Genomic DNA, 25,289 nt, shown 5'->3' on the forward strand with positions numbered 1-25,289 from the left:
CAGGACTGAAGTTATCAAAATTCAGTCCTGTTTACTTTTTTAGCAAGAAAATCATTGCTTAATCACTTTAGTGACGAACATTTAAAACTAATTGGCTTTACTACTAACCCAGAAAATGACGTAGCTGAGCTTGTTTATTAATCAATGCAGTGACGGCAACACTGGCGCCATCCTTAATATTCACAATTTGTTGGGCTAATTGATAATGTAATTCCTGCTCTTGAGTTTGGGGCTTAATTTCAAAGGCTAAGATATTTTGTAAGGTTTCAATATCTTTTTTTACATCATTCCAAGCCGGGTTATTAGCGGCTAAAATGGCTAATGAATCTAGATTTAGGTAGGCAGCTAGTTCAGTAAAATCTTTTTTCATGTTGGGATAATGACGGACAAAGACACCTAGTTCACGGGCATTAAGCGAAGCCAAGGCCCGCCCAAAGCCAATAAATTCTGGTGGGACACCAATCGCATAAAATGAGCCCGAAAAATTAATGGCTCGTGGTAGTGCTAGCCCATCAACTTCTCTGGAATAGCCTAATACGCCAACATGTTGGCGCCGATCACGCCGCTTTGGAAAGGCCTTAAAGATGGGCTGCATATCAAGAATTAAGTTATCCAAGGTATGGCGATAAAATTCAGCAGATTTTTTGGCCACATTAATTAAAATGGCTTGTTCGTTAGCACTAATTTCAAGTGGTTTCACATGAGGTAAGGTTGTCTTTAATTGCTGAATAGCTTGTTGAACGGTTGCTAGTGGATAATCATATCTAAACGCCGATTGAACAGTGACTGTACGCACACCCGCAAATTCTTGCACAAAGCGTTCGATTCGGTTAGGGGCTAGGCCACCTCTAAAGATTGCTGAACCCATGCCAGTAATTGGGTAAATATCAATATTTTCAGCTTTAGCAAATTCATATAAGCGCGCAATAGCTAGTTTATTACCAGTGATTGCATTCATAAAGCCAGAGGATAGTGCTGAATCAGATCCAGCTAAAAACACCCGCAGATATGGGGGCTTGAAGCCAAAATGTTTCTCATGTAGATCAAGATATTGTTTGAGAATTTCAGGAGCATGTAATTGAGTTTCAAACCCTTCAAATAAAGGAATCATTTCAATATAGGGTGTGTTTTGGCGTTGGGCGGTAAATACTTGTGTTTTAAAGGTTGCTAATTTTTCAAATAATTTTTGCATTTCAATAATTTGATCAGCGCGTTCGGCCATCGGTAAAATCGCTTCAAACAAAGGACGTTGAGCAAATTGTAAGTCATGGGCAAAGTCTTCTGAGGAAAGAAAAGCAGTCATTGCTTGCATTAAACTATAGCCTTTTTCTTCCCAGATATTAGGGAATCGGAAGGTTATAAATTTGTCGCGCCCCAATTGATGCTCTTTAAAATAATCATATTTTGTTGAAAAAAGACGATCGATAACAGCAGCATCAGCGTGTTTACCTTCCCAATCCCACATATATTCATCAACATCAAGAGTAGCAAAATTTTCAAACGCTTCAACTGTTTCGGTATAAGCTGAAATAAAGGGATTTTGGTTGACATCCCAAAATGCTGCATGCGCATTATCTGGATGTTGTGTCCCCATTGTAACTGGAATGTTTCTTTTTGACATGGCGAACTCCTTTTGGTTTGGGAAAGATTTATTATAGCTAATTATGCCATAAATAGCCTTAAGATTAACCCTAAAATCGTATTTTTTTAAAATCCTGAGCATAAAAATTTTTAATGATAGTCAACGTTCTGCGTAAAGGATTTCAATAGGTTTAAATTTTAGGCGTGTTTGCTAGGGAGCACTTGTCTGAGACGGACGGTTTGAAGGACCTACAATGCCTTGCCATGCATAAAATGGTTATAACTGAGAGATGCGTGTTTGCATAGTGATTAGGAAAAACTTTGCAACAGACTAAATTTAGTCTGTTATAATTAAAAAGAAAAGGAAGCGAGAGGACGTTTATGGACTTACAAGAATTTAGTCAGAAATTTGGCATCGATACGACAACTAGTTTTCAATATAATAACGAAAATTTTAACTTATTATTTTCACGCTATGAAAATGGCAACTGGTGTCTTAACCTAATTTCTGATCAAAATCCAATTGGGGAGATTAATGCGGATATAGTACCAGCTAATGAGTTAACAGTAGCAACAAAAGCGCTGTTAGCGGATGATTTTATTGTCATTAGTTCACAGCAACAAGCATATTTAAAGTTGTTAAGTAATGCTAACGTAATTATTAATCATCCCTTTTTCATGGAAAAAGTGGAAAATTATAGTAAAGGCCGGCTAGTTACGAAAGATGCATATCAGTTACATCCCGACTTTATAACGTATATTAAAAAACAAGTAAAGGTTAATCTAAAAGGGGCTCGAAATTTAGCTACGGTAGGCTTTATTATTAATAAACCGAGTGACGGTTTTGATCGAATTATCTTTGATCGTGATCGGCAACTACGCGATAATCCTGAGCTAGCGCTGAACAATGGTGGTATAGCTGATAACGCCAAATCAGGCCGGCCAGAGATTGCCCCTGCACTGAAAGTTCAAGCAACGAATGTTTTAGAAGATTTGGCATATGTTGACAGTGAGGGTAATCCAATTGAAGTTGGCTTACGGGTTAAAAAATATGCTGTTGATGGTGCTTTTTATCTTGAACTTAATGATAAAACAACGCAAACCCAGTTAGTGATTATCAGTAATCATGGAACTGTTAAGCAGTTAAGCAAGCAAGTTAAGGTTAATTTGGGCAGTGGAGATGTATTCAAATTTGGAACCCAAATATCAAAAGAATGGTTATTAACATCAGGCTTGTTTGAAAGTGTGGATGAAACGAATGCGGTTGCAAATTTAAGTGTTGTGGGACAAGCGGTATTACAAATGAAGGTAGGCGAATAAGATGTTTCCATTATATGATGCGACTAAGTTTGCAACATGGGCTGCCGCTAATAATTTAATTCCTGTGCCAACATTAGCACAAGCAGTATGGCTAACAATTGATGGGACTATGTATGGGACTAAAGATGAGCAGTTATTAGCACCGCATACCGTGCAAGCCGATGTTGCTACTTATTTAGCGCAGTTTACGGTATATAATAATTTAAAGATTACTAGCAATAATTTTTGGAGTATTGTGCATGAAGCCACTGGATTAGTGCGCGTAGTTTATGCCACTGAGATTGTTAGAACGATGATTAGGCAGCGTTTAAGTGAACCACAACGCCGCCTGATTGAGCAAGCAAATTATGAAATTGAACCGTATACTAAAAATCGGCATTATTTTGATGATTACACTTACAATATGTAAGCTGAAGTGCTATACTATTTTTAGTTTACTAGTGGGATTATTCATCCGCCAATAAAATAGTTACTGATCAACAATATTTTGATAATTAGGAGCGTTTATGCGGATTAATATTATATTAGCAGCACCAAAAACTGGTGAAAGACTATATTTAACACAAAAAAATCGTCGTAATACACCCGATAAATTGGTGTTGAAAAAGTATTCACCAAAATTACGGCAAGTTACAGAATTTATCGAGGTTAAATAATGGCAAAAAAAGCAAAAATTGAAAAACAAAAAAAGATTGCAGCTACGGTTGCAAAATATGCAACTAAACGGGCCGCTTTGAAAGCAGCCGGTGACTATACTGAATTAGCCAAGCTACCACGTAATGCTTCGCCCGTACGGATGCATAACCGAGACATGTTGGATGGTCGGCCACATGCATATATGCGTAAATTTGGAATTAGCCGGTTAAATTTTCGGGACTTGGCACATAAAGGTCAAATTCCAGGAGTTAAAAAAGCATCATGGTGAAGCCTTAACTATTTAAGATAATATGCTTAATCAAACAACTAGTTCATAATTTGAATTAGTTGTTTTTTTGTGATTACTTATAATCAAGTAAGGTAAACAGGAAGCATTTTCGAAAAGTGTTTAAGGAAAAAGTCTTTTTATCAATATTAAAAAATGATAGAATTGTTAATAGTCTAAATTATAATTTTACTAGGAGGAACTTATTTTGAAAAAAATTAGTTTGGTTATTTTAGCATCAGTATTAGCATTTAATGTTGCGTTATCAGTATTTAATGGTTCTCAAGTTGCAGCAGCTCAACAAGTAACAACCGTTAAAAAAGCAGGTCAATATACATTTAAATTAACGGCAACTGGTGGTATGGATAAATATTTAGCATCGCAAGCGACAGCTAAAGTTACCGGCAAAAAGGCTAATTTAAATATTGAATTAACAGATTCAAAATTAATTAGTATGATTAATGCTTTTACAGTTGTGGGGGCCACGACAAATACAAAAACACAAAAGGGGTTTAAGATTACAATTCCCGCTAAACGGTTAAATCAAACGTTAGCAACAACCACCAGTGTTGTCACCCCATATTACAGCAATGACTATCACGCTAAAGTAACCCTTACGATAACAAAATTTGTTGCTGATAAACAAGCATCTACGAAGAAAAAGGCTACTAAATCTAAGACTAAGCAAGTGATAAAAAAGGCTAGTCTAAAAAAAGGAACTAAGCACACTATTAAAAAAGTAACTAAAAAAGTAACTAAAGTTAGTAAAAAAGCTTAAACTTTAGGAACGTAATTATTTTACAATTTTGGGGTTCACAATTTGCTGACAGCGTTATGCGAATTGGGGCCTTTTTTTGCTGATTACCATCATAACGATTAATATGACATACGTTTCTTGACTATTCATCCAAAAAAGACTATGCTTTTTATAAATAAACTTACAAAAAGTAAGCCTAGGAGGGGACGATGACTAAAGTACAGTTTGGGTTAGATACATTTGGCGATATACCACGTGATTTAATAATTAATGAGCAACCTGATTACCCACAAGCAATTAGACAAGTCGTTAAAGAAGCTAAGTTAGCTGAAGCTGTTGGGGTGGATATTATTGCGCTAGGTGAACATCATCGCTTTGATTATGCAATATCAAGCCCTGAAGTTGTTTTAGCGGCAATTGCAAGTGTTACCAATAAAATTACATTGGGTTCGGCAGTTACCGTTTTAAGTTCTGATGATCCAGTGAGAGTTTTTGAACGTTTTGCAACTGTAGATGCGCTTGCTAATGGGCGTGCCCAAGTTATGCTTGGACGAGGTTCGTTTACAGAATCGTTTCCACTATTTGGTTATGATTTAGCTGACTATGATCAATTATTTGAAGAAAAAGTAAATTTATTTAGTGAATTATTAAAAGAAAAAGAAACAACATGGACGGGCCAATTACGGCCAGCTTTAAGTGGTGCTAACATTTTCCCTAAAACACAGCATGGGCTTAGTACTTGGATTGGGGTTGGTGGTTCACCGGAGTCAATCATTAGAGCTGCCAGATATGAATTGCCAGTCATGCTAGCCGTGATTAGTGGGACACCGAAGCGCTTTGCACCGTATATTGAGCTAGCTAAACAAGCTGCTGCGAAATTTCAAACACAACCCCAACCGATTGGAATTCATTCGCATGGGGTAATTGCCACTGATCAAGCTCAAGCCGAGACAGTAGCATGGTATTCAATTAAAGCGATGATGGATCAACTAGGCCGTGAGCGTGGTTGGTCTGCAATGTCAAAAGCACAATTTGATCGTGAAATTAAAACGGGTTCGATGTATGTTGGCACACCACAAACTGTGGCTAAAAAAATCGCTAAAGTGATAAAAACCTTAAATTTAGCACGTTTTGATTTAGTATACGGGGCCGGTAACCAAAGTATCACTGAACGAGAGGCAACCATTCGTTTATATGGTGAAGAAGTAATTCCGCTAGTTAAAGAAATGTTAGCCGAATAAACCCATGGAGGTAAAAGGATGCAAACAATTGGTATTTTGGGTGCTGGTAAATTAGGGATCACCCTTGCGCAAATTGCTACTAAGGCAGGTTATCAAGTCTTAATTGCTAGTTCAAAGGATCCACAAGCAATTACATTAACGATTGAGGTATTGGCACCGACAGCACAAGCAGTTACTAGTGCGACAGCTATTGCCAAAAGTGACGTACTTATTTTAGCAATGCCGCTTTCGCACTATAAGCAAGTTAATAGGCAAGCCGTTAAAGGTAAAATTATTATTGATGCGATGAATTACTGGTGGGAAGTCGATGGAAACCGACCAGAACTACTTGATAAAACGATTTCAACCAGTGAATTAGTACAAGCCTATTTTAAGGAAAGTATAGTCATCAAAGCCTTAAATCATATGGGTTACCATGACTTAGCTGATGAATCACTTTTAAGTGATACTGCTAATCCATTAAAAAAGGCGATTGCAATTGCTGGTAATCAGCGTAAAAGTATTAATGTGGTTAAAAAAATAATCCAAGCTTTTGGTTTTGATACCGTCGTTTTAGCAACGCTACATGACGGTATTCGCTTACAACCGGGCACACCGGCTTTTGGTGCAAATGTAGCTGAAGCGGAATTAAGGGCGATGATAGCGACAACGATACCTGGCGAATTTCAACTTGGTCAGCACAATTAGGTGTCTTATTGATTAACTGCTATAATGATAGGTAAAAATGGAGGAATGAAATGGAAATTAAATTACCTTTTTTACAAACCGAATTACCCCAAGACTATGGAAAGTATGCAGCCAAAGAAAATCGTTTAGCTGGTAAACCAGTAGTCTCATTTCCTTTTACAATTAAAGATGCACCAGCTGGGACAAAAAGCTTTGCCCTTACATTTATTGATCATGATGCTGTTCCTGTTGCTGGATTTTCCTGGATTCACTGGCTTGCTGCCAATATTGAACAATCCGAAATTCCGGCTAACTTTAGTCAACTGGCACCTAGTTCAGTGAAACAAGGCTTTAATAGTAATATTTCAAAATTTGTAGGGGAAACTAACCCGGCATTAACGAGTTACTATACTGGGCCGATGCCACCTAATGGGGATCATGCATATACTTTGACGGTATATGCGGTTGATAAACTATTACCTTTACCAAACAATTATTATTTAAATGATTTATATCATGCGCTAACAGGGCATACGCTAGCAAAAACGAGTCTGGACATTATTAGTAAAGCCTAGTAAAACTAAGCCAGTTGCTTTAATGGGGACTTGAATACGAAAAAAGGGCATGATTAGTTAAAAAATATTAATATCAATAATTTAAATAACAGCAAAACGTCTAATTCATCATTGAATTAGACGTTTTTATGGTGGGTAGCTTGAATTTAAAAATAATAAATTAATAAATTATTCTAAAAATTGTATAAAGTGTGGTATAAGCCTGATATTTTGTATAAAAATACGACCTATAATTATAATTTATATGTAAATACAACTTTATTAAGGAGCTAAAAGGCCTTAAAGAGTGGTAAAATTAAAGTAATAAAGCAAATAAGCACTAATAATCGGTAATTCAAGACTTTAAAACAACATATTTTTAATTATTGTTGGTTTAAAACGAAAAATTATGGCAATATGATTTGTTTTAAATATACTGAATAATAAGCATTATTTATAAATATTTACTTGATATAACGGAAAAAGTTTTGTAAAATTTTAAAGTATCTCAATGAGATCAATTAAGTTTAAGGTATCATTAAATAAGTTTATTTAATGCCGATAAAGAATACATAGGTATTATTATTATTGGATGGTAATAATTACGTGTATCAATTGTAAAAATGATAAATTATAAGGATGAAGTTATAGAGTGAGCGATGCACAAAAAAAGATTATTTGAGATATATGTTCAGCCGGATGGACAAAATGAATTTTTAAGTTATTATGAGCAACTACCAGCCCGTGATCGGCAAAAGATGTTGGCGGTGTTAAGTCAAATTCAAGACACTAATTTATTAGTTGCCCAACGTAACCTATGGGTAAAACGAATTGAAAAAGATTTATATGAATTACGGTGTTATGTTAGTAGTGAACGCACCCATGGGATTTGTTTTATCCTAACTGAGAATAACTATTTGATTACGCATGCTTATCCGAAAGCATCTAGTGCTGTCCCAAGTCTAGAAATTAAACACCTTAAACAGATGAGAAAGGAATGGACGACCCACCATGGTAATTGATGAAATTTTAGCACGTGAAATAGAGGACTTAGAATTTTCCCAGCGATTCGATGTGGAAAAAGAAAAGTTGTCAAGTGCGGTAGCTTTATATAATGCTAGAGAAGAAGCAGGTTTAACCCAAGCCGAATTAGCTGATTTGGCTGGAACAACGCAAGCAACGATTGCCCGAATTGAACGAGGCGATAACGTATCATTTGAAAAGTTAGCCCAACTAGCTCAAGCTATGAATAAAAAGTTATTAGTTTCATTTACTTAAAAAAACAAGTAACTAGGTTTGGATAAGGATTGAAAAAAACCAACATTTAAAGAGGCGCAACGGATTAGGCACTCTTTTAGATGTTGGTTTTTTGGCTACTTAGGACAAAGCATAACTAATGGACTAAAACCATGAATAAAAGTTGTGCTATGATAATACCAATGACAATCGCTAAAATAATGGTAGCAATTAAGCTCAGGATAAAGTGGTGATCAATGAATTTAAGCATGCTAACTTCCCCCAAAATAAAATCTTAAATTACAACTTAATTATAACAGGAATGGCACTAAAAAATGAATTAATTGAGTAAAATAACAGTTGCTCAAATAAGGATTGAGGTAAAGAGATGAAATATGTATGGACATTATTAGCAAGTATAGTTATCGTTATTTTTTGGATGTGGTATGCCTTTCAAGAAAAATATGCAACGCTCAGCAAGAATATTCCCTTAATTGATCAAATCAATAACTGGCAAAATTGGTTATTAATTATGGGCTTTTTGGGTGTGTGTGTACTAGTTATCTCAATTGTTTTTAAAAATAAGCAAATTGCTTTAACTGCATTGGTGATAGAAATTATCTTTGCTAGTTTTATCATTACTACTAAGGCGACTACCGTTGATCAAAATGATAGTCAATATGCCCGCGTTAGTAAAAATAATGGTAAGTATCAGACCATTTCAACCAGTAAAATTAAATATCTCGCAACACAAAACAATAAGTATTTAGTTTATGTGTATACTGATAAAAACATGCTCGCCACTAAAGTAACGAGGTTAGTAAAAGCACAAGGGTATCTTTTACGCATTTATAAAGTTAAGCCAAATGCTAATTTGAATCAACTTATTTTTGGTAATACGCAACCCAATGCGCTAATAATTAACGGGGCACAATTAATCATTGTGGGGCAAGAAAGTTTATTGAAAGTCGCGGATAATAAAATGCTTAAAACAATTGAGAATTATTATCAATAAGCGATTTTGCAAGTAGTTAGGCTAAGGACGATAGGTTGCATATTGATTAATAAAAATGAGATTGGTAAATACACAAAAATGGCTGAATTTTTTTAATTCAGCCATTTTTGTGTATTTTGTACCACCTGACCGATACCTCCAGTAGGGGTTAGCTTTAATACGGTGGTTTTTGCGATTGCTTTGGTGTTTCTTTTTTAATAGTAATTGGCACTAATCGATGTTGATTAGTTGAAAAGGTAAATAAACGATATAGCAAGTCACCTAAGATTCCAAGTAAGATGACGGCAATTAAGATTATATTTAACATACTGAACATTTTAAAGACCTACTTTCAATAGTTTCGGTTAATTCGGTCAATTAATACTTTGGTTGACCTTGTAATGTATTATACACATCTTTTAATTAATTTGAGATTAAATAACGTAACTTATCTTTTTTTTAATCATCAGATACCATACTTCGCGATACTTTTGGCAATTAAATTGGTTAGATGGATATCACCAGTTGGGTTAGGGTGAATCCCATCAGGCCCAAACCAATTATTATGCTTTTGTGCAAATTTGTGCCAATTAATCACATGTAAATTACGATATTTTGTCCTGGCTTTGTTTAATAAATTCACGTTAGCTTTGGTCCAAGGGCGCTTAACATAATTGTTGACCCAAAAAACTTGCCGATGTGGGCCTAGTTTCTGCATCGTTTGCTGTAAGGTATGGGGATAAATATTACCGTTGGTACCTAGCATGATTAAAACATTATTCATCAGTTGTTTCTGACTTAACTGTTTTTGAATAATAACAGGGCCTAAGGCTGCTTGGCGGCCAACATGGCCATTAACAATCACTGGCATGATCTTTTGCAAATTAGGACCGACATTGACCATCATTGAATCTCCAATTCCAGATATATTGGTGTGCTTTAATTTTGTAATTTGGCGTGCTGTTAAGTGATAGCGGTGGGCCAGTTTTTGCTCAGTAGTTGATAATTTAATTTGGTGCTGTGGATTGCGATTGGACTTATTCTTATCCTGCTCAGTCGTTTTAAGTAACTTTTTATTTTGTTGGCTGGCTTGCTTGTGCCGGAACGCTAACTGTTTTTGAAGTGGTGTCTGATAGGTTGTAGCAGCTTGAGGAGCCAATAAACCACTAATTGAAGCGCCGATTAGGATAAAAAAGGTGACGGTCACCAAAATTATTTTTGGCTGATAGGTGACCAAGCGTTCGAAATAGGTCTGCCAAAAAGCAAAATTACTGTTTTTAATGGGTACCTCGAGGTAACGATAACTAATTTCACTAATGACCCCGATGATTAAAAGTTCTAGCATTACGTAGAAAATTAAGTGTGTCCGATAGTTTATAATTTTTTGTTCAAAGAAAACTAACACTGGATATTGGTATAAATAAATGCCATACGAACGGGTGCCGAGCCAATTAAAAACTTTATTGTCTAAAATTTTGATTAACCAGGTGGTTGGATGGGCAATCGTAGCAACAAAGATAGTCGCACAAATGGTAAATAAATACATTCCACCGAAATAAGTTAGGTGGGCTTGGCCATTTAATGTTAAAAAACCAATTGTTAGACCAAACAAACTGATAAAACTTAGTGTATTTAAAATTTTTTGATTTTTGGGCGCTAAATTTAACCGGAGATGATTTGAAGGCCAAAGATAGGCTAAACTAGCACCTAATAGAATTGCAAATAAGCGAGTATCAGTGCCATAGTAAGCACGGTTGATATTTGCTGGATCAAAAAAGACGGCTAAGCAAATTGCTGAAAAAAGCGAGCTAATAATTAACAAACTAAATATATAGATCCGTTTGACTTTAAATTTGGCACATAAGTAGACTAATAATGGCCAAATTAAATAAAATTGACCTTCAACAGACAGTGACCAAAGGTGGGTAAATGGTGAAGGAGCAGTGAATTGTTGAAAATATGACTGGCCGTGTTTAATTTCCCAAAAATTATAGACATAAGTTAGGTTCATACCGATATTGGCCCGTAAGCCAATTAAAGCACCAGGGTTAAATAAGGTAATGTAAGCACTCGTAGCTAACAGCATGACGAGTAGTGCTGGATACAGGCGCTTAATGCGGCGAAGATAAAATTTTTTAAGGTTAATTGAATTATGTTTTTCAAACTCTTGTAACAGTAAGTCAGTGATTAAGTAGCCTGAAACAACGAAGAAAATCGGGACACCTAAATAGCCCCCTCGAAATACGTTTGGCAAGATATGATATAAAATAACCCCTAGGACGGCTAAAGCTCGAATCCCATCAAATCCGAGGATATAGCGCCGACGTGTTGTTGAATTCCCCATGTTAATAAAAACTCCCATCCCAAATAAACTCGATACCATTAATATTACGATATTGTAACAATTATTTCAATTAAAAATTCAATGATTAGAGGATTAGTCTTATTTAACCAATTAATTAGAGAAAATGAACTTAAATTAGGATAAAATGTTGCAAAAAGATTACGTTAATGTTACCGTAAAGAAGTTATCATGATGTGGATGCTTAAAAGGAGAGCAATTATGAAAAGTATAATAAAATTATCACTAAGATGCTGTTTAGTGATAATGAGTATGACGCTATTTACCAATGTAGTTACACCGACTGCAAATCATACATGGGCTGCAGAAAAAAAATCGGCCAGTGGCAAAAAATTGCTACGAATACCGTCAAAAATAACCGGAACTTATTATTATTGGAATGTACAAGCGCAAGCTTATGAAAAATTAGTATTAACCCGTAGTAAAATCGCATTTACAATTAATAGTAAACATGCCTGGCTCGTATCAAATCATGTTACTAAGAGACCCAATATGCGGATTAAGCTAATGAATGGACACTATCAAATTGATGATAAACAAGCGCGTGATACTGATAAATATTGGATTACACCGATTAAACGGGGCTTATTGGTAACCCGGCAGTTTGCAAGTAATAACAACGTACCAGTGCAGCAAATTTTTAAAAAACAAAAACCTAGTTCAATAGCTTTGACAAAAGTTAAAACGGACAAACAATTTTTAACAGGATGGCATCAATCACTAACTATTGACAGCAACGTTGATAAAGTCTTACGGTTTAAATTAAGCTCTAATTATCAGAAATTTACGATTGGTAAAGCTAATGGTAAAGCATATTTGGAAGATGATTTTAACGTTACCCAAATCAAAAACACCGCTAGTGGTGATCTTGAATTAACTCTAAGAACTAATAATGAAAAATTAATGGCTAAGGCTTATAAACAGGTTATTTTAAAAATCGGGACAGTCAGAGCCAAGCAACAAAGATATCTAATTATTAAGAGTGAAAAATGCCGACAATTTTACGATCAGAATAGTTTTAGTTTGCCGACTGATTTAAAGCATTACTACCATATGTTACTCAAATAGGAGGTTGGGCATGTTCCAGATAAAAAAAAGATTAGGATTAGTGATAATCACTAGCGTATTAGTAATTTTAGGCTTTGGCCAAGCAATTCAGGCCCAAACAATAAAAGCTGGCTCAGTGGATACGATTAACTTACAACCAACGGTTAAAGTTACTAAGCGGCCAATTACCGTGTTTAAAATTAGTAAAAAAACTGGGCACGTTATTAAGACATTTCGGTTACCAGCCCATAGTTTAGTTAAGCTTAGAACAACGCCACGTAAGCCGCATACACAGGTTATTATACGAGTGAATCAGCCCGTTACCACTAAAACAATTTTGGTAACTAAGGCTAAAGACTATGTTTATCAAAATCAGACAACAGCATTATCAGTAAATCAGCAGATTAAAATGTATGAGTTAGGTAAGCAATGGCGGCAAAGTTTAACTACTAAGCAAAAAAATGCGTTGATTGCTTACACAGGAATTGCTTATACTAGCATCAATGGTAGTTTGCGTGGTCAGGTTAAAAGTACTCCTAAAATCAAACAACAGGTTAAAAATATTGATGCTGGTTTAATGAAGTTTAAGCTACCATATGCCTTTACGGTTTGGCGAGGAACTAGTTTAGCGAACGTGCAGGCTAGTTTAGCCAATAAACCATTAAAATTAGGGGCAATTTATCGTGATAAAGGGTATATGTCCACCTCACTGTTGAAATCAGTTGCTAATAACTTTAAAAGTGATGCCTTACTAAAAATTCAAGTGCCAACAGGGCGTCAGGGAGCTGATTTAGCAGCGCTATCTAATTTTAAAAATGAGGATGAATATTTAATAAAACACAATGCTAAGTTAATTGTAACTGGGATTTCAGCAGGAATTGGTAAAAAAATTATTACGTTAAATTTTAGCGAGTAATATAAATAATCCGCGCTAAATAATATTTAAATAGTAAGTTTTTGCAAGTAAACATGAAGATAGCTATATAAAAAGACTGAATTTATAGAAATTCAGTCTTTTTATATAGCTATGCTACTTTTAATACATGATAGTGGTGAGCAACAATGATAATCCGTTGCTAGGACGATCAAGCACTGTGATTAAATAATTAATGATAATATCAAAAATAATTATAAATTGTTGTTATAATTATCGCTGTAAATGCTATAATTAGTTTATCGTTTAATTACAGAATAATTGATTTGTAAAAATGAATTATCTAATTGATGAATACCTTCTAAACGTAGTGGAATCAGTGTTTGTATATCTGCTAAGTCAGTTAGACTTTCACCATCAGCAATCGTTGGCGTATCTTGGCCCCCCACAATTAGGGGGGCTAAAACGATGGAGATTCGATCAACAAGGTGGGCCTTAAGCAAGGCCGCATTGATACTCCCTCCCGCCTCGATAGTGATATTTGTAATACTAAAGGTATTTTGTAAAATTGCTAAAATCTTGCCTAAAGTCAAGGCGGCTTGGTAGATAATCGTTACATTGTCTGTATCCTCAGGATAATTGGGGTGTTCCGTAAAAATGACAACGCGCCGATAATAATTAGCCAAAATTTTCCGGCCATGTCGGGTTAGTCGTTGGTGGTTATCAATGATAGCAATTGATGATTCTGTTCGTTCAGGGGTATAACTAAGATGGTTAACATTAAAACTGAGTAATGATTTGGCAGTTGTAAAAAGCCAAGCATCAACGGTTTGTTTAATATCAACAAATTGTTGGAGCCCAATCGCAATTTCAGGGATTTGATACCATTCTTTGCGGGCATTAAAGGTTGAGCTATTACCAGATGAAATTTTACCATCAAGGGATGATAGCAAAAATAATGTTGTATAAGGTCGATTTTGTGACATATGCTAAATAATTCCTAACTTACGCTAATTTATCTAAATTATAACATTATTTATGTTTGGAAAGATTCAAACTTAACATAGCAACAATGATTTTAAATAAACTTCATAGTAAAATATTTTGGGGGAAATGCAAATGAGTGAATTTTTAACCATTAGTGAACCAATTGTCGCTTTTAAAGAAGTTCAAAAAATTGATCAAAAAACGGGAAGTGCGGTGACCTATCAGCAAACTTTAGATGGGGTAAATACAAAGTTTGCTATTGGTCTTGCTCATTTAGGCCATTCTGCTAGTGTGATTACCAGAGTTGGTGATGATCCGCTAGGAGTGGTTGTTAAAAATGAGCTTTTAAAACAACAGGTTAGCATTGAAAACTTAGAAATGACGAGTGATTATAATACCACTGCTAAATTGGTGGCAGATGAAGAGCGTTATTTAAACGATAAATATTCGGCCTTTAAATATTTGTCACAACAACAAATTCAAAATGTTGCTTTACATGATGTTAAAGTGGGGCACATTGCTGGCTCATTATCTTTAATTTCACCACAGGTTGATGACGCAATTAATATTTTAATTCAACGATTAAGGGATGAAAAGGTTGTGATTACCTATGCACCAATGCTGTATACGATAATGCCCAACATCACGCAAGAAGTTGTGACTAAAATGAATGGATACGCTAAGTATGCCAAGTATGTTTTATTAACCCAAGAAGAAGCACAGCAACTTGTAGGAACGGATGACTTTGAAATAGTTGCTGACTATTACTTTAAAAATTCGAGCGTAACCCAGGTAGTAATTGTTGGTGATATTAATAAGGGCGTGACGGGGAAAGTCAGGGGTGAAGTAACAGCATCAATGCCCTTTACAACTAAGTTTGACGTAGCAATTCGGCATCAAGTTGAATTAGGTTGTATGTTAGGCATTTTAAGTGCCGTTTTAGAAAAAATGTCACTTAGAGCAATTTTAAAACGCTCAGTAGCACTAACAGATATTATTATTAAAGAACCTGTTATGACTAATGGTTACCCAACCTCGGCTCGGTTGAGTGAATTTTATCGTGCCAATTTAGTTAACAATTAGAGTAGCTCTCAATTTAGGACAATTTTGTTGACTTAATCTAAGTATTCTTTCTATAATGGAAGGATGCTTTTTTAGCTGACTAGATGAATAAGTGAGGTAAACTAAAAATGAATGTAAAAGCCAAAAGAGCAATTTTTATTTTAGTATTTAGTGAATTTTTAGTGTGCTTAGGGATTAGTTTAGTAATTCCAGTAATGCCATTTTTAAAAAACCAATTGCACCTAACAGCAGCTGACATGGGTATTATGACATCCTTGTATGCCTTAGCCCAATTAATAGGTTCGCCCATTATTGGGATGCTTTCTGATCGAATTGGGCGGCGACCGTTACTAGTGTTAGGGTTAGCACTATTCATGGTGTCAGAATTTGTGTTTGCGATTAGTAATCAATTGTTAATGTTTGATCTTTCCAGAATTATTGGGGGGATTTCTGGGGCGATGGTTGTACCAACCGCGATGGCCATGGCTGCGGATATTACGACTGAACGGCAACGTGCTCGTGTTATTGGTTGGTTATCAGCATCATTTAGTGGTGGTTTGATTTTAGGACCGGGGATTGGTGGTATGTTAGCCAATGTTAGTTATAAATTACCGTTTTGGTGTGCCGGTATGTTAGGTTTCTTAAGTATGTTAATCATGTTGTTCTTTTTACCAAGGGAAGCTGAACTAGGGCATCATTTAAAGCAAGCCACGGAACAGCAACCAGTTCGTTGGCAAAAATTTATGACTGGACCAATTATTTTATTACTAGGATTAATTTTAGTATCAGCATTTGGACTTGCCGGTTTTGAAGGAATTTATAGTATTTATGTTAATGAGGTATTTGCTTTTAGTATTAATAATATTGCCGTGGTCTTAATTTTAAACGGCATCATTTCCCTTATTTTACAGGTTGTCTTTTTTGATCGCTTAGTTGAATGGTTAAATGAAATTCGTGTCATTCGCTATAGCTTTTTATTCAGTACAATCGGGGTTGTATGGATTTTATTTGCGCATACTAAAGTTGAAGTGGTAATTGCGACACTCCTAGTATTTTCAGCAATGGATGTCATTCGCCCAGCAGTAACCACTTTACTAACAAAATTTAGTCGTGATGGTCAAGGTTTCTTGAATGGCTTAAATATGTCATTGACTAGTGTTGGTAATATTATTGGGCCAAGTATGGCGGGCTTTTTATTAGACGTTAATTATCATTATCCATATATAATTGTGGTTATTTTTTTGACGTTATCAGTATTGCTAACGTATGCTTTAAAACATCCAAAACACAACTAGCTTGTTTAATTTATTTTTTAGTAAGAGATATTAAAAAGGCCTGCCTTACAGTGAACCCCCGGTAGTGGACTAAAATCCAATATCGGGGGTTTAACTGTACATTGATAAAAATGCGGTCTTTTTTTACGTCTTTTTAGGTTAGGGTGGTAGTAAATAGGTAACGTAATGTTTAGGTTTGAAGATAAAAATAGTGCGGGGTGGTTAAAAAAGGATATGTTGTGAATACCAGCAAAATAATTAACTCATTTTTAATTATAATGGATAAAATAATTTGTTATAATAAATGCATTGATAAATGATGAGGCAAAAAAATGGCGAAGATGACAATTAAAGATATTGCAAAACTCACTAATGTTTCGGTGGCAACAGTTTCACGGTATATTAACGGCCAAACTAAGCGGATGTCACCAGCAACAGCTCAGCGAATAGCAGCGATTATTAAAAAATACGATTTTATTCCTAATAAGGCGGCGCAACAATTGAAGTTAAAAAAAACCGGTTTAATTGGGGTGATGATTGCTAATATTGATGATAACTTTGCGACTGAAGTCTTCAATGGGGCCGACGCAATTTTGCAAACGGCTGGTTATGATGCAATCTTAGTTAATGCTGGTGATTCCCTTGAGCGAGAAACGACGCAAATGGCTAAGTTAAGACGGCAACAAATTGATGGGCTAATTTTACAACCATTGGTTAATCAAACAGCTCACTATAATAAGTTAATGACGCAAGCTTTACCAACTGTGTTAGTTGATCGCTACACCTTACCTTATCAGTGGCCATCAGTTACTTCGAATAATTTTGATGTTGGCCAAGCATTAGCGCATGTGATTAGCAGTAAAAAGTATCAACAAGTCATTATTTATACTGAAAATCCTCAATTTGTGACTAGTCGCTATGAACGCATACAGGGTTTACAATCTGCTTTAAAAACAACTACGCTTAAAATTATTATTAAACAAATAAGTGCAAAGGATTTTAATCAAGCACAAAATTATACAGAGTTAAAAGCACTTACTAATAATTTTCAAATCAAAACAGCCATCATTGCATTAAAGGAAGAATTATTAATTCAAATTCTAGCTTTAATTAATTTTTACCAACTCAAGTATCCGACACAAATTGGGATTACCGGGTTTGCTGATTCACCAATGTTAGCAATATTAGCACCAGACTTAACGCTAGTTAGTCAAGGCCCCTATGCGATTGGCGCCATTGCAGCGGAAATGTTAATTAAACAATTAAATAATACACCAAGTGCAAACCTTGATTATCAACATCCGGCCACGATTAAAAAACGGCGATCTTTGTAAAATTTATTTAAAGGAGATTATTTTGTAAGTATAAGCGCTACATTAGTTTGTCAAAAAGGAAACTGATTTGTTTTTTTAGTGTAACACAACTGATATTTACAAATAGTATATTAACTCTAGCAATTAAATGAAGGATACACGGAATAAAAAATAATGAAAACAAAAAATAATATAAAATCACTAATCATGTTAGCCTTAACTTTAATCACCATTGCTGTCGGAGTTGGTACCACAAATGTTACCGCTGATGCTAGTTCACACCATATTAACGGTAAAAAAGTAGCTAAGTATGCTAAAAAGTTTATTGGGCGACCATATGTGTGGGGCGCTTCAAGTAAATATGCTTTTGACTGTTCAGGCCTAGTGACATATGTTTATAAACATGCTGCTGGTGTCAAATTAGCACATTCATCACGCACACAAGCCAGACAAACGAAGCGAATTAAGTTAAGTTCAGTTAAAGCGGGTGATTTATTATTTTGGTCACGGCGTGGGGTGGTATATCATGTCGCCATTGCTACCAGTAAAAATAGTTATGTCAATGCACTAGCACCAGGCTATGGGGTTAGAATGGGTGGCATGGGTTCACGACCAAATTTTGCCACGCGGGTAAGGTAGCGCCAACCCCTAATAATCATGGCGCTTTGTCAAATGGTACTGATAGACTAAACAATTAAATTAATTTATTAAGCAACTAATTCATAATTTGGAATTAGTTGTTTTTTTGTAATTTATCGCAAAATATTAATTTTTAAAGCTAATTAAAATACGCTGTCTGAAGTTTTCAAAATTTCTAAAACCGTATGCAATACGACTAATAACTCTTATTTTATTGTTAATTCCCTCTACAGGGCCATTAGAAAATCTGTAATGTATTATTAGCAACTATGGTTGCTAGTAAATAGTCTTTATCACGTTTTTTAAGACTGAAGAGAATGTCTTGATAAAAAGTATCGGCAGTTTTTAAATCAATTGATAATGCTAAAATACGATCAATAACTTCAGTGTAGATCCGAGAAACCTCGCATAGCGAAGACAATCGCGGGGTTTTTATCGATGATAGCAATTTATTGAAAAATTAAATTAAAGTTATATATGCTATTACCTGAAAATTTTAAAAAATAAATATAATTAGTCGGAATTATTTTAAGCAAAATGTGATAATAGATTTGAAATAAAATTTAAATTAATGACTGTATTTATTCAACAATGCTGAATTATTCATGGGGGATTGGGATGAAAAGTCGAGACTTAAAGCGTTATATAAAATTAGCCCATCAAGTTGATAAACTAGCTGTTGAATTTGCAGCAATGACTGATCAAACTTTAAAAAAACAAACCCAAATTTTTAAAGATCAACTACAAAAAGGAATTGCTTTAGACACAATTTTAATCAGAGAGTATGCAATAATTCGGGAAGCAGATTAGCATGTGTTGGGAATGCGTCCATTCTTTAATCAGATTGTGGGGTTAATCGCGCTATTTTATCATAATGTTGCGGAAATGAAGACGGGCGAGAGTAAGACTCTAACGGCGACCTTGCCAATGTATTTACATGGGCTAATGGGGCCAGGGAATTATTTAATTACGGCTAACGCTTATTTAGCTAACCGAGATGCGCAAAATATTGGTGTTGTCTACGAATGGTTAGGGCTAACAGTCGCCATTGGCACAATGCTAGATGAAAAAGATAATCCTGATCGAGATAAAAATACGCTTTACCAGGCTGATATTATTTATACAACTAATAGTGCATTAGGTTTTGATTATTTATTTGATAATTTAGCTGCAACACCAGCTGATCAAGCAATTCAGGGCTTTAATTTTGCATTAATTGATGAAATTGATGCAGTATTATTGGATATGGCCCAAACACCGTTAGTTATTTCTGGTGCGCCGCGGGTGCAGTCTAATTTATATGGACTAGCAAATACTATGATTCACAAGCTTGGTCAAACAACAGATATTGGCCAAAGTAATGACCAAAAAAAGTTCGGTTGACTAACAAGGGGATTGAAAAAGCTGAACATCTTTTTGGTATCACCGGGCTATTAACTACCCGCGGGCAAGATCTATATCGACACTTATTATTAGCCTTACGGGTCACCTATTTATTTAAACTTAATCATGACTATGTTGTTGAAAATGGCGAAATTGTGTTATTAGATAATATCAATGGGCGTAAAATAGGCGGCACTAAACTCCAAGCCGGACTGCATCAAGCGCTAGAGGCGAAGGAAAAAATTCCAATTACTAATGAAAGTCGGGCAATAGCTTCAATTACATATCAAAATCTCTTTCGAAAATTTAAGAAACTAGCTGGTATGACTGGTACGGGGATGAGCGATCGCCAGGAATTTTTAGATACATATGGGTTAAATGTGGTGGCAATCCCCACCAACAAACCAGTTCAACGGATTGATAAACGTGATTTAGTCTTTGCTGATAACCAGACTAAAATATTAGCCTCAATTGAGGAAGTAAAGGCGGCGTATGCAATTGGGCGACCGGTTTTAATCGCGACTGGTTCAGTGACCATGTCAAATTTATATTCACGAATCTTATTAAATGGACAAATTTCCCATTCGGTCTTAAATGCTAGTAGGGTGGCGCGTGAATCAGCAATTATTGCGCAGGCTGGTACGTATGGAGCAATCACCGTAACGATAAATTTTAAAGGCACTAGCATCAAAAAAAGTGTGCGCATAGGCCGTAAGTATCGCAGCAAACTGTGCTAAAATATGGTTCCCCACTGGATGGCCATAAGTATCGTTGATTTGTTTAAAGTGATCAATATCAAGAATCATAACCGTTTGGTTTTTGAAAGAATAGTCGCGGGCTAAAAAATCTATTTTTAGTGCTTGATAATTCAGTAATCCTGTTAATTCATCTTCAGAGGCTTGTTTAAGTTTTAAATCCAGTTCAGAGTTTTTAGCTTGAATATAGGTGATAAATTTATAGATTAATAAAATCACTAATGCATTAACCAGATAGATAAATAATGTTTTCGTGGTTAGAAAGAAATTTAAATTAACATTATGAATGGCATCATTTTGAATTATTTCAACACTAGTATTTAAAATAGTAACGATAAATAATCCTAACCAGTTATTCAATTTTTTAATAATTGATAAGCACAGTGCTGTAAAGAAACCACTTAAAAGAACTGTGATGATTGCGATAGGCGCTAAGGTCACCTGCCAAATAGCAAAATAACCTAAAAGGACACAAGGTGTTAGCAATAAACAAATAGTAGACAAAAAGCCTTCAGTGGTTAACGCCATAATCAAAATTGGGAGATAGTATAAAAATGAATGATGCAACAAAGCATTACTGGTCGAGACAATGGTGTAAGTAAACATAATATAACTAATAGTATATGCCAAGTTGTAAAGTTTTTTATTTTTAATAAAACGTTGACTCTGTTACATAAATAACAAAGCAAGGATAATTAAAAACGCAAAGATAATAATTAGCGTATATTGATAAATATAAAGGATCATTTTATTTACGGTTTTTCTCCTTATCTAGATGCCAACCCTGTTGCGCTAAGACACCATGATTTAAATAAAGATAAAAAATTTCGGCAGTACTTGTCCCTTCACCAATCAGAAAACATTGATTATAATTTTTCAAAAAACGTAGTAATTTATTAATCTTAGGGTAGGTCGTATTATCAACTAGATCAGCTGATAATTTTAAACCAACAACGTAGCGTAATAATTTAGCAAGATTAATCGTATCGTGAACCATATCGATATCATCCAATAGAATTTTAAAACCAGCTTGACTAATATTGTCTAAAATTATTTGTACATCATTTGTATCCATCTGTTGTGTCACCCGTTCTGTTAATTCAATAAGAATTTGCGGGTGATACGGCTTGATAACGTTTAAGAAAGGAATAAAATTTTTATCGACTGCTTGTAGTGGGTCGATATTAATGGATATAATCTTGGCAGAATTATTAGCTAACAGGTTAGTAATTTGAGTAGTAAGCTAGTCAAAAATTAATTTATTACCAGTAGCAGATTGGGTTAATAAGGTGAATTCTTTAGCAGGAAAGCGCTGTGTTTTTGCTGAACGGAGCAATAATTCATGAAACAAAAGTTTTTTCTTTAAAAGTGGACCATGTTTAGTAAATTGCCAAATTGGTTGTTCAACTAAATACCAGTCATTAATATCAATTTTCATACGTTAAAAATAGTCATGTAGCACTCAATTAGTAATACTACAGTCTATATCGCGATCCCTTCACTAAAATTAAATATTTACTTTTAAATATATTAAATCAGCACTTAACAGTCAATAAACTTTGGTAGAATGAAGCCAAATTACTAAAAAAACTAGCGTCAATTTGAGTTACTAGCTATTAATGGTATAATTGATTGTTAAATTTAAAAACATGGTATTATTAAATATTTTACGATATTGTGAAGGAAGTTAAGATATAAATGAGAGATGAACCAGAAGTGACACTAATGCGTGAGTTATTTGTGAATGATCAACGAGATTTTGCACATTTAACCAAATGGACCATTTTAGTACGCAAGTATAATTATGTTACCGATCAAAAGATAGTAGAAAAAATCATTAAGCAACCACTGAACGCACCAGCAATTGAAACCTTATCAAATGATATTTTAAGATCAGTGGCGCTATTTGAGGCTACGAAACAAGGTGGAATGGTTTACGAAAAAATTAAAAGACAAGCGCCCACCACATACTTAGCAATTGTCTTAAATGATGTTGTTGTTGGTTCATTAGTTATCAGTCAGCGCAATCAAGCGGCTCAATCAGCCCAGGTCAGCTTATTTTTAGAAGAAAACATTGGTAATCGAAATTTATTAGCAGTTAATGTTATCTATATTTTAAAGACGTTTGGTTATAAGCTTTATCGATTTAAGTACTTTGTTATCAATACCCCAATGCAAAATGCCAAAAAGATGCAATGGTTAGCATTACTTCATAGCCGTATTAACTTATTCTCAGGTGCTAAATTGAACAATGAACCAATAACTATCTATCAAAGTGTCATTGAGGTTCTTGTTGATCAAGCAATCCCAAAGCATATTGAAAAAAAATAGGGAGAAGTTACAAAAAATAATGAGAAGCAAATTTGATATATTAAAAATTACACTAGCCTTGACGATTGGTGTGATTATCGCTTGGCCAATCCCAACAACCGTGCAATCAGGTAAAGGTAAACGGAATGAAATCGCTGCCCGTACGATTAATGTCAGTAAAAATTATGTCAGTTTTAGCAAAGGGACACAAGTTGGCAGATTGAGTCGGCATTTAAAAGTGGTCTCATTTGGTGACTCAATCACGAAGGGCAAAACTGCTGATGTTAATGGTAACCCAATCGTGGGAGTTAGTTATGTAAGATATGTCTTTCAATATGAAAAAGTTTTTACCGATCTTGGTGTTAGCGGCTCCGGTGTTTTACCGATCCCAGCTGGTAATAATATAATTTATCAAAACTTGGGATACCAAATTAGTAAGCATCCAAATTTAATTAAAAGTGCAAATATTATTACAATTGCTTATGGGACTAATGAATATCGCTATTTGAGTGGAAAATTACAAAAACAAGCAGTAAAAGTATTGGATCAAGATTTAACGCACATTCAAGCCTTAAATCCAAATGCTCGTCTTATTGCCATGTTACCGCTAGAAAGATGGGTAACGAAAAAGCACATCCCGGCTTTGAAAACACATTATCGAATCAGTAAACATCATGGTTATTCATTAAATACGATTAGTAACAATTATCGGCAAGTGTACCAAAAGCATGGCGTGGAAATTTTAGATTGGAATGCACTAACCAATAAAATCTTGGTACGTTATAATCAAACCATTGATGGAACGCATCCGACGCAACAAACGTATAATAAGTTAGGGATATACTTTGGTCGGTGGTTAACTGGTTTGGAATAAGTAAATAGCGCGAAGCGCATCTAAATTTTATTAAGATGCATTTTTTATTAAATAAATTGATAGAAAAAATTAATATTATTTATAAATAATTATTTTTAATTATTTTTTTTTACTCAAATAAGCTATTATTATCGTAAGAGAGATATATTGAATATATATACTCAATATATCCTGGGGGCTCTTTAAAATGCTAGGAGTAACAATTATTTTGTTAATAATTAAAAATAAGTTATATGACATGTTAAAAATGTGGAACCCATAATCCACTAGATACAAAGTATTGTAAAAACTGTGGCCATTTTTTAAGAAATAAAGTTATTACAATAAGTGCCATTGATTATACCGCGATCAAACGCAAAATGCCTAAATTTAAGCCGTGGTATACGCAAAAATTATTTATTGTTGGTTGTTTATTTATGTGTGGTCTATTAGCGTTACTAGTGCACTATAATCGGCGCGAGTAACAAATTGCCCGGACTGTTAACCAGCTAGCTACTAAGCACATTTCATCCCAAGCAATCACTATAAAGGGGAATCAAGTACCTGCGCTAGGGTTTAAGCCGTATGCACAACAGTATCTCAAAATAAAGCAACAACAAAGTAAATTGCTGACTAAGTTAATTAACCAGCAACCTGTTAAAAATGTAAAAGTAATTGCTAAGCACTATTGGTGGGGCTACACAAATTACAAATTACAATTAACAGCAGTGCGCTTAACACTAAAAAATCTTAAGAAGACTGACTTAATTTTACTTAATCAGCGCTCATTTCAAGGGCAAAAAAAATTAGTGATTAGTAATTTGGTACCTGGAAGCTACGAGATAACGTTGTTTAAGGCGAATAAGCAAGTTCAGCCTGTTAAGATGCTTAACCTTTCTAGTAACCAACAGCTAGTCTTTAACAGCACAGCTAAAAAAGAAGCACCTAAGCCTGTAGCTATAAAAAAGAAACAGCACACACCGTTCACGCTTAAAGCGATGCAGAAACTCTTTATAAAAGGGTTTAAAACCGCTGAAAGTGGGGCTAGTGGGGCCACGTTTGTTGGCTCTTTGTCAAATGGTACTGATAGACTAAATAATTAAATTAATTTATTAAGCAACTAATTCATAATTTGGATTAGTTGTTTTTTTGTAATTTA

General features: G+C 34.8%; 29 protein-coding genes and 2 pseudogenes. 22 read left to right on the forward strand and 9 right to left on the reverse strand.

The genetic code is table 11. From position 1 onward, the window contains the following. Nucleotides 1-103: 103 nt before the first annotated feature. Nucleotides 104-1,621, reverse strand: a complete 1,518-nt coding sequence (gene ppcA, locus JOC59_RS04260; protein WP_205143560.1) for a phosphoenolpyruvate carboxylase — start codon at nt 1,619-1,621, stop codon at nt 104-106. A 341-nt stretch (nt 1,622-1,962) separates the two neighbouring features. Here ppcA and JOC59_RS04265 point away from each other — a divergent pair, with 341 nt between their 5' ends. The 11 genes from JOC59_RS04265 to JOC59_RS04315 all read left to right on the forward strand — a co-directional run bounded on the left by JOC59_RS04265 (nt 1,963) and on the right by JOC59_RS04315 (nt 9,292). Next, nucleotides 1,963-2,901 carry a hypothetical protein gene (locus JOC59_RS04265; RefSeq protein WP_205143561.1) on the forward strand — a complete coding sequence of 313 codons (939 nt, stop codon included), beginning with the start codon at nt 1,963-1,965 and terminating at the stop codon, nt 2,899-2,901. Between the two features lies 1 nt (nt 2,902). Next, nucleotides 2,903-3,310: a hypothetical protein gene (locus JOC59_RS04270; RefSeq protein ID WP_205143562.1), complete on the forward strand. Its 408-nt coding sequence runs from the start codon at nt 2,903-2,905 to the stop codon at nt 3,308-3,310. 97 nt (nt 3,311-3,407) lie between these two features. Beyond that, nucleotides 3,408-3,557, forward strand: coding sequence for a 50S ribosomal protein L33 (gene rpmG / locus JOC59_RS04275; RefSeq protein WP_205143563.1), 150 nt, complete (start codon nt 3,408-3,410; stop codon nt 3,555-3,557). Next, nucleotides 3,557-3,826, forward strand: coding sequence for a 30S ribosomal protein S14 (gene rpsN / locus JOC59_RS04280; RefSeq protein WP_205143564.1), 270 nt, complete (start codon nt 3,557-3,559; stop codon nt 3,824-3,826). Before rpmG ends, rpsN begins: the two co-directional genes overlap by 1 nt. 205 nt (nt 3,827-4,031) lie before the next feature. Next, nucleotides 4,032-4,601 (forward strand): hypothetical protein, encoded by a 570-nt coding sequence (locus JOC59_RS04285; RefSeq protein WP_205143565.1) that lies wholly within the window; start codon nt 4,032-4,034, stop codon nt 4,599-4,601. A gap of 188 nt (nt 4,602-4,789) precedes the next feature. Further along, nucleotides 4,790-5,821: an LLM class flavin-dependent oxidoreductase gene (locus JOC59_RS04290; RefSeq protein ID WP_205143566.1), complete on the forward strand. Its 1,032-nt coding sequence runs from the start codon at nt 4,790-4,792 to the stop codon at nt 5,819-5,821. Between the two features lie 18 nt (nt 5,822-5,839). Beyond that, the gene (locus JOC59_RS04295; protein WP_205143567.1) at nt 5,840-6,508 is read left to right on the forward strand and encodes an NADPH-dependent F420 reductase; all 669 of its coding nucleotides are present in this window, start codon (nt 5,840-5,842) and stop codon (nt 6,506-6,508) included. Nucleotides 6,509-6,558: 50 nt separating this feature from the next. Continuing rightward, the gene (locus JOC59_RS04300) at nt 6,559-7,062 is read left to right on the forward strand and encodes a YbhB/YbcL family Raf kinase inhibitor-like protein (RefSeq protein ID WP_205143568.1); all 504 of its coding nucleotides are present in this window, start codon (nt 6,559-6,561) and stop codon (nt 7,060-7,062) included. A gap of 638 nt (nt 7,063-7,700) precedes the next feature. Further along, on the forward strand, nt 7,701-8,063 hold the full coding sequence (locus tag JOC59_RS04305; RefSeq protein WP_205143569.1) for a type II toxin-antitoxin system RelE/ParE family toxin: 363 nt from the start codon (nt 7,701-7,703) through the stop codon (nt 8,061-8,063). Beyond that, on the forward strand, nt 8,053-8,319 hold the full coding sequence (locus JOC59_RS04310; RefSeq protein WP_205143570.1) for a helix-turn-helix domain-containing protein: 267 nt from the start codon (nt 8,053-8,055) through the stop codon (nt 8,317-8,319). The genes JOC59_RS04305 and JOC59_RS04310 overlap by 11 nt, the downstream gene beginning before the upstream one ends. 346 nt (nt 8,320-8,665) lie before the next feature. Beyond that, nucleotides 8,666-9,292: a hypothetical protein gene (locus JOC59_RS04315; RefSeq protein ID WP_205143571.1), complete on the forward strand. Its 627-nt coding sequence runs from the start codon at nt 8,666-8,668 to the stop codon at nt 9,290-9,292. Between the two features lie 154 nt (nt 9,293-9,446). On the opposite strand, the gene JOC59_RS04320 is transcribed toward JOC59_RS04315, so the two are convergent. After that, entirely contained in the window at nt 9,447-9,608 is a 162-nt protein-coding gene (locus JOC59_RS04320) for a hypothetical protein (RefSeq protein ID WP_205143572.1), read from the reverse strand. 129 nt (nt 9,609-9,737) lie between these two features. After that, nucleotides 9,738-11,615: an acyltransferase family protein gene (locus JOC59_RS04325; protein WP_205143573.1), complete on the reverse strand. Its 1,878-nt coding sequence runs from the start codon at nt 11,613-11,615 to the stop codon at nt 9,738-9,740. 219 nt (nt 11,616-11,834) lie between these two features. On the opposite strand from JOC59_RS04325, the gene JOC59_RS04330 reads away from it, so the two are divergent. Together JOC59_RS04330 and JOC59_RS04335 are read left to right on the forward strand one after the other, a co-directional pair. Further along, complete coding sequence (locus JOC59_RS04330) at nt 11,835-12,701, forward strand: hypothetical protein (protein WP_205143574.1); 867 nt, start codon at nt 11,835-11,837, stop codon at nt 12,699-12,701. Nucleotides 12,702-12,711: 10 nt separating this feature from the next. After that, complete coding sequence (locus JOC59_RS04335; protein WP_205143575.1) at nt 12,712-13,596, forward strand: ADP-ribosyltransferase; 885 nt, start codon at nt 12,712-12,714, stop codon at nt 13,594-13,596. 257 nt (nt 13,597-13,853) lie between these two features. Here the strand turns inward: JOC59_RS04335 and JOC59_RS04340 are convergent, their stop codons facing one another. Then, nucleotides 13,854-14,540 (reverse strand): dihydrofolate reductase family protein, encoded by a 687-nt coding sequence (locus tag JOC59_RS04340; protein ID WP_205143576.1) that lies wholly within the window; start codon nt 14,538-14,540, stop codon nt 13,854-13,856. Nucleotides 14,541-14,673: 133 nt separating this feature from the next. Between JOC59_RS04340 and JOC59_RS04345 the strand changes: the two genes are divergently transcribed. The 4 genes from JOC59_RS04345 to JOC59_RS04360 all read left to right on the forward strand — a co-directional run bounded on the left by JOC59_RS04345 (nt 14,674) and on the right by JOC59_RS04360 (nt 18,829). Next, entirely contained in the window at nt 14,674-15,624 is a 951-nt protein-coding gene (locus JOC59_RS04345) for a carbohydrate kinase family protein (RefSeq protein WP_205143577.1), read from the forward strand. A gap of 107 nt (nt 15,625-15,731) precedes the next feature. After that, nucleotides 15,732-16,898 (forward strand): MFS transporter, encoded by a 1,167-nt coding sequence (locus JOC59_RS04350; protein WP_205143578.1) that lies wholly within the window; start codon nt 15,732-15,734, stop codon nt 16,896-16,898. Nucleotides 16,899-17,209: 311 nt separating this feature from the next. Next, nucleotides 17,210-18,211 carry a LacI family DNA-binding transcriptional regulator gene (locus JOC59_RS04355; protein WP_205143579.1) on the forward strand — a complete coding sequence of 334 codons (1,002 nt, stop codon included), beginning with the start codon at nt 17,210-17,212 and terminating at the stop codon, nt 18,209-18,211. 153 nt (nt 18,212-18,364) lie between these two features. Then, on the forward strand, nt 18,365-18,829 hold the full coding sequence (locus tag JOC59_RS04360) for a C40 family peptidase (protein WP_205143580.1): 465 nt from the start codon (nt 18,365-18,367) through the stop codon (nt 18,827-18,829). A 126-nt stretch (nt 18,830-18,955) separates the two neighbouring features. Here JOC59_RS04360 and JOC59_RS04365 read toward each other — a convergent pair. Together JOC59_RS04365 and JOC59_RS04370 are read right to left on the reverse strand one after the other, a co-directional pair. Continuing rightward, nucleotides 18,956-19,078 (reverse strand): annotated as a pseudogene (locus JOC59_RS04365) (transposase); the annotation flags it as partial. Further along, on the reverse strand, nt 19,068-19,250 hold the full coding sequence (locus JOC59_RS04370) for a hypothetical protein (protein WP_205143592.1): 183 nt from the start codon (nt 19,248-19,250) through the stop codon (nt 19,068-19,070). The pseudogene JOC59_RS04365 and the gene JOC59_RS04370, both read right to left, overlap by 11 nt. A 197-nt stretch (nt 19,251-19,447) precedes the next feature. On the opposite strand from JOC59_RS04370, the pseudogene JOC59_RS04380 reads away from it, so the two are divergent. Together JOC59_RS04380 and JOC59_RS04385 are read left to right on the forward strand one after the other, a co-directional pair. Further along, a pseudogene (locus JOC59_RS04380) lies at nt 19,448-20,212 on the forward strand (hypothetical protein). Beyond that, entirely contained in the window at nt 20,209-20,949 is a 741-nt protein-coding gene (locus tag JOC59_RS04385) for a preprotein translocase subunit SecA (protein WP_205143583.1), read from the forward strand. The pseudogene JOC59_RS04380 and the gene JOC59_RS04385 overlap by 4 nt, the downstream one beginning before the upstream one ends. On the opposite strand, the gene JOC59_RS04390 is transcribed toward JOC59_RS04385, so the two are convergent. The 3 genes from JOC59_RS04390 to JOC59_RS04400 form a co-directional block, all read right to left on the reverse strand. After that, the gene (locus tag JOC59_RS04390) at nt 20,830-21,573 is read right to left on the reverse strand and encodes a GGDEF domain-containing protein (protein WP_205143584.1); all 744 of its coding nucleotides are present in this window, start codon (nt 21,571-21,573) and stop codon (nt 20,830-20,832) included. The two genes, JOC59_RS04385 and JOC59_RS04390, sit on opposite strands and share 120 nt — an antisense overlap. Before the next feature lie 142 nt (nt 21,574-21,715). Further along, complete coding sequence (locus JOC59_RS04395; RefSeq protein WP_205143591.1) at nt 21,716-22,198, reverse strand: EAL domain-containing protein; 483 nt, start codon at nt 22,196-22,198, stop codon at nt 21,716-21,718. A 12-nt stretch (nt 22,199-22,210) separates the two neighbouring features. Then, the gene (locus JOC59_RS04400; RefSeq protein ID WP_205143585.1) at nt 22,211-22,405 is read right to left on the reverse strand and encodes a hypothetical protein; all 195 of its coding nucleotides are present in this window, start codon (nt 22,403-22,405) and stop codon (nt 22,211-22,213) included. Between the two features lie 260 nt (nt 22,406-22,665). On the opposite strand from JOC59_RS04400, the gene JOC59_RS04405 reads away from it, so the two are divergent. The 3 genes from JOC59_RS04405 (at nt 22,666) to JOC59_RS04415 (ending at nt 25,233) form a co-directional block, all read left to right on the forward strand. Further along, nucleotides 22,666-23,298 (forward strand): hypothetical protein, encoded by a 633-nt coding sequence (locus JOC59_RS04405; protein ID WP_205143586.1) that lies wholly within the window; start codon nt 22,666-22,668, stop codon nt 23,296-23,298. 19 nt (nt 23,299-23,317) lie between these two features. Then, nucleotides 23,318-24,151 (forward strand): SGNH/GDSL hydrolase family protein, encoded by an 834-nt coding sequence (locus JOC59_RS04410; RefSeq protein WP_205143587.1) that lies wholly within the window; start codon nt 23,318-23,320, stop codon nt 24,149-24,151. A gap of 605 nt (nt 24,152-24,756) precedes the next feature. After that, entirely contained in the window at nt 24,757-25,233 is a 477-nt protein-coding gene (locus tag JOC59_RS04415) for a hypothetical protein (RefSeq protein ID WP_205143588.1), read from the forward strand. The last annotated feature ends 56 nt before the right edge of the window (nt 25,234-25,289 follow it).

This window comes from Periweissella beninensis, assembly GCF_016908275.1.
GTDB classification, from domain to species: Bacteria; Bacillota; Bacilli; order Lactobacillales; family Lactobacillaceae; genus Periweissella; species Periweissella beninensis.

Excerpts from the sequence above, each read along its gene's own strand:
- ppcA (WP_205143560.1), bottom strand. The coding sequence starts at position 1,621 with ATGTCAAAAAGAAACATTCCAGTTACAATGGGGACACAACATCCAGAT.
- JOC59_RS04265 (WP_205143561.1), top strand. The coding sequence starts at position 1,963 with ATGGACTTACAAGAATTTAGTCAGAAATTTGGCATCGATACGACAACT.
- JOC59_RS04270 (WP_205143562.1), top strand. The coding sequence starts at position 2,903 with ATGTTTCCATTATATGATGCGACTAAGTTTGCAACATGGGCTGCCGCT.
- rpmG (WP_205143563.1), top strand. The coding sequence starts at position 3,408 with ATGCGGATTAATATTATATTAGCAGCACCAAAAACTGGTGAAAGACTA.
- rpsN (WP_205143564.1), top strand. The coding sequence starts at position 3,557 with ATGGCAAAAAAAGCAAAAATTGAAAAACAAAAAAAGATTGCAGCTACG.
- JOC59_RS04290 (WP_205143566.1), top strand. The coding sequence starts at position 4,790 with ATGACTAAAGTACAGTTTGGGTTAGATACATTTGGCGATATACCACGT.
- JOC59_RS04295 (WP_205143567.1), top strand. The coding sequence starts at position 5,840 with ATGCAAACAATTGGTATTTTGGGTGCTGGTAAATTAGGGATCACCCTT.
- JOC59_RS04300 (WP_205143568.1), top strand. The coding sequence starts at position 6,559 with ATGGAAATTAAATTACCTTTTTTACAAACCGAATTACCCCAAGACTAT.
- JOC59_RS04305 (WP_205143569.1), top strand. The coding sequence starts at position 7,701 with ATGCACAAAAAAAGATTATTTGAGATATATGTTCAGCCGGATGGACAA.
- JOC59_RS04310 (WP_205143570.1), top strand. The coding sequence starts at position 8,053 with ATGGTAATTGATGAAATTTTAGCACGTGAAATAGAGGACTTAGAATTT.
- JOC59_RS04315 (WP_205143571.1), top strand. The coding sequence starts at position 8,666 with ATGAAATATGTATGGACATTATTAGCAAGTATAGTTATCGTTATTTTT.
- JOC59_RS04320 (WP_205143572.1), bottom strand. The coding sequence starts at position 9,608 with ATGTTCAGTATGTTAAATATAATCTTAATTGCCGTCATCTTACTTGGA.
- JOC59_RS04325 (WP_205143573.1), bottom strand. The coding sequence starts at position 11,615 with ATGGGGAATTCAACAACACGTCGGCGCTATATCCTCGGATTTGATGGG.
- JOC59_RS04330 (WP_205143574.1), top strand. The coding sequence starts at position 11,835 with ATGAAAAGTATAATAAAATTATCACTAAGATGCTGTTTAGTGATAATG.
- JOC59_RS04335 (WP_205143575.1), top strand. The coding sequence starts at position 12,712 with ATGTTCCAGATAAAAAAAAGATTAGGATTAGTGATAATCACTAGCGTA.
- JOC59_RS04340 (WP_205143576.1), bottom strand. The coding sequence starts at position 14,540 with ATGTCACAAAATCGACCTTATACAACATTATTTTTGCTATCATCCCTT.
- JOC59_RS04345 (WP_205143577.1), top strand. The coding sequence starts at position 14,674 with ATGAGTGAATTTTTAACCATTAGTGAACCAATTGTCGCTTTTAAAGAA.
- JOC59_RS04350 (WP_205143578.1), top strand. The coding sequence starts at position 15,732 with ATGAATGTAAAAGCCAAAAGAGCAATTTTTATTTTAGTATTTAGTGAA.
- JOC59_RS04355 (WP_205143579.1), top strand. The coding sequence starts at position 17,210 with ATGGCGAAGATGACAATTAAAGATATTGCAAAACTCACTAATGTTTCG.
- JOC59_RS04360 (WP_205143580.1), top strand. The coding sequence starts at position 18,365 with ATGAAAACAAAAAATAATATAAAATCACTAATCATGTTAGCCTTAACT.
- JOC59_RS04390 (WP_205143584.1), bottom strand. The coding sequence starts at position 21,573 with ATGTTTACTTACACCATTGTCTCGACCAGTAATGCTTTGTTGCATCAT.
- JOC59_RS04400 (WP_205143585.1), bottom strand. The coding sequence starts at position 22,405 with ATGAAAATTGATATTAATGACTGGTATTTAGTTGAACAACCAATTTGG.
- JOC59_RS04405 (WP_205143586.1), top strand. The coding sequence starts at position 22,666 with ATGAGAGATGAACCAGAAGTGACACTAATGCGTGAGTTATTTGTGAAT.
- JOC59_RS04410 (WP_205143587.1), top strand. The coding sequence starts at position 23,318 with ATGAGAAGCAAATTTGATATATTAAAAATTACACTAGCCTTGACGATT.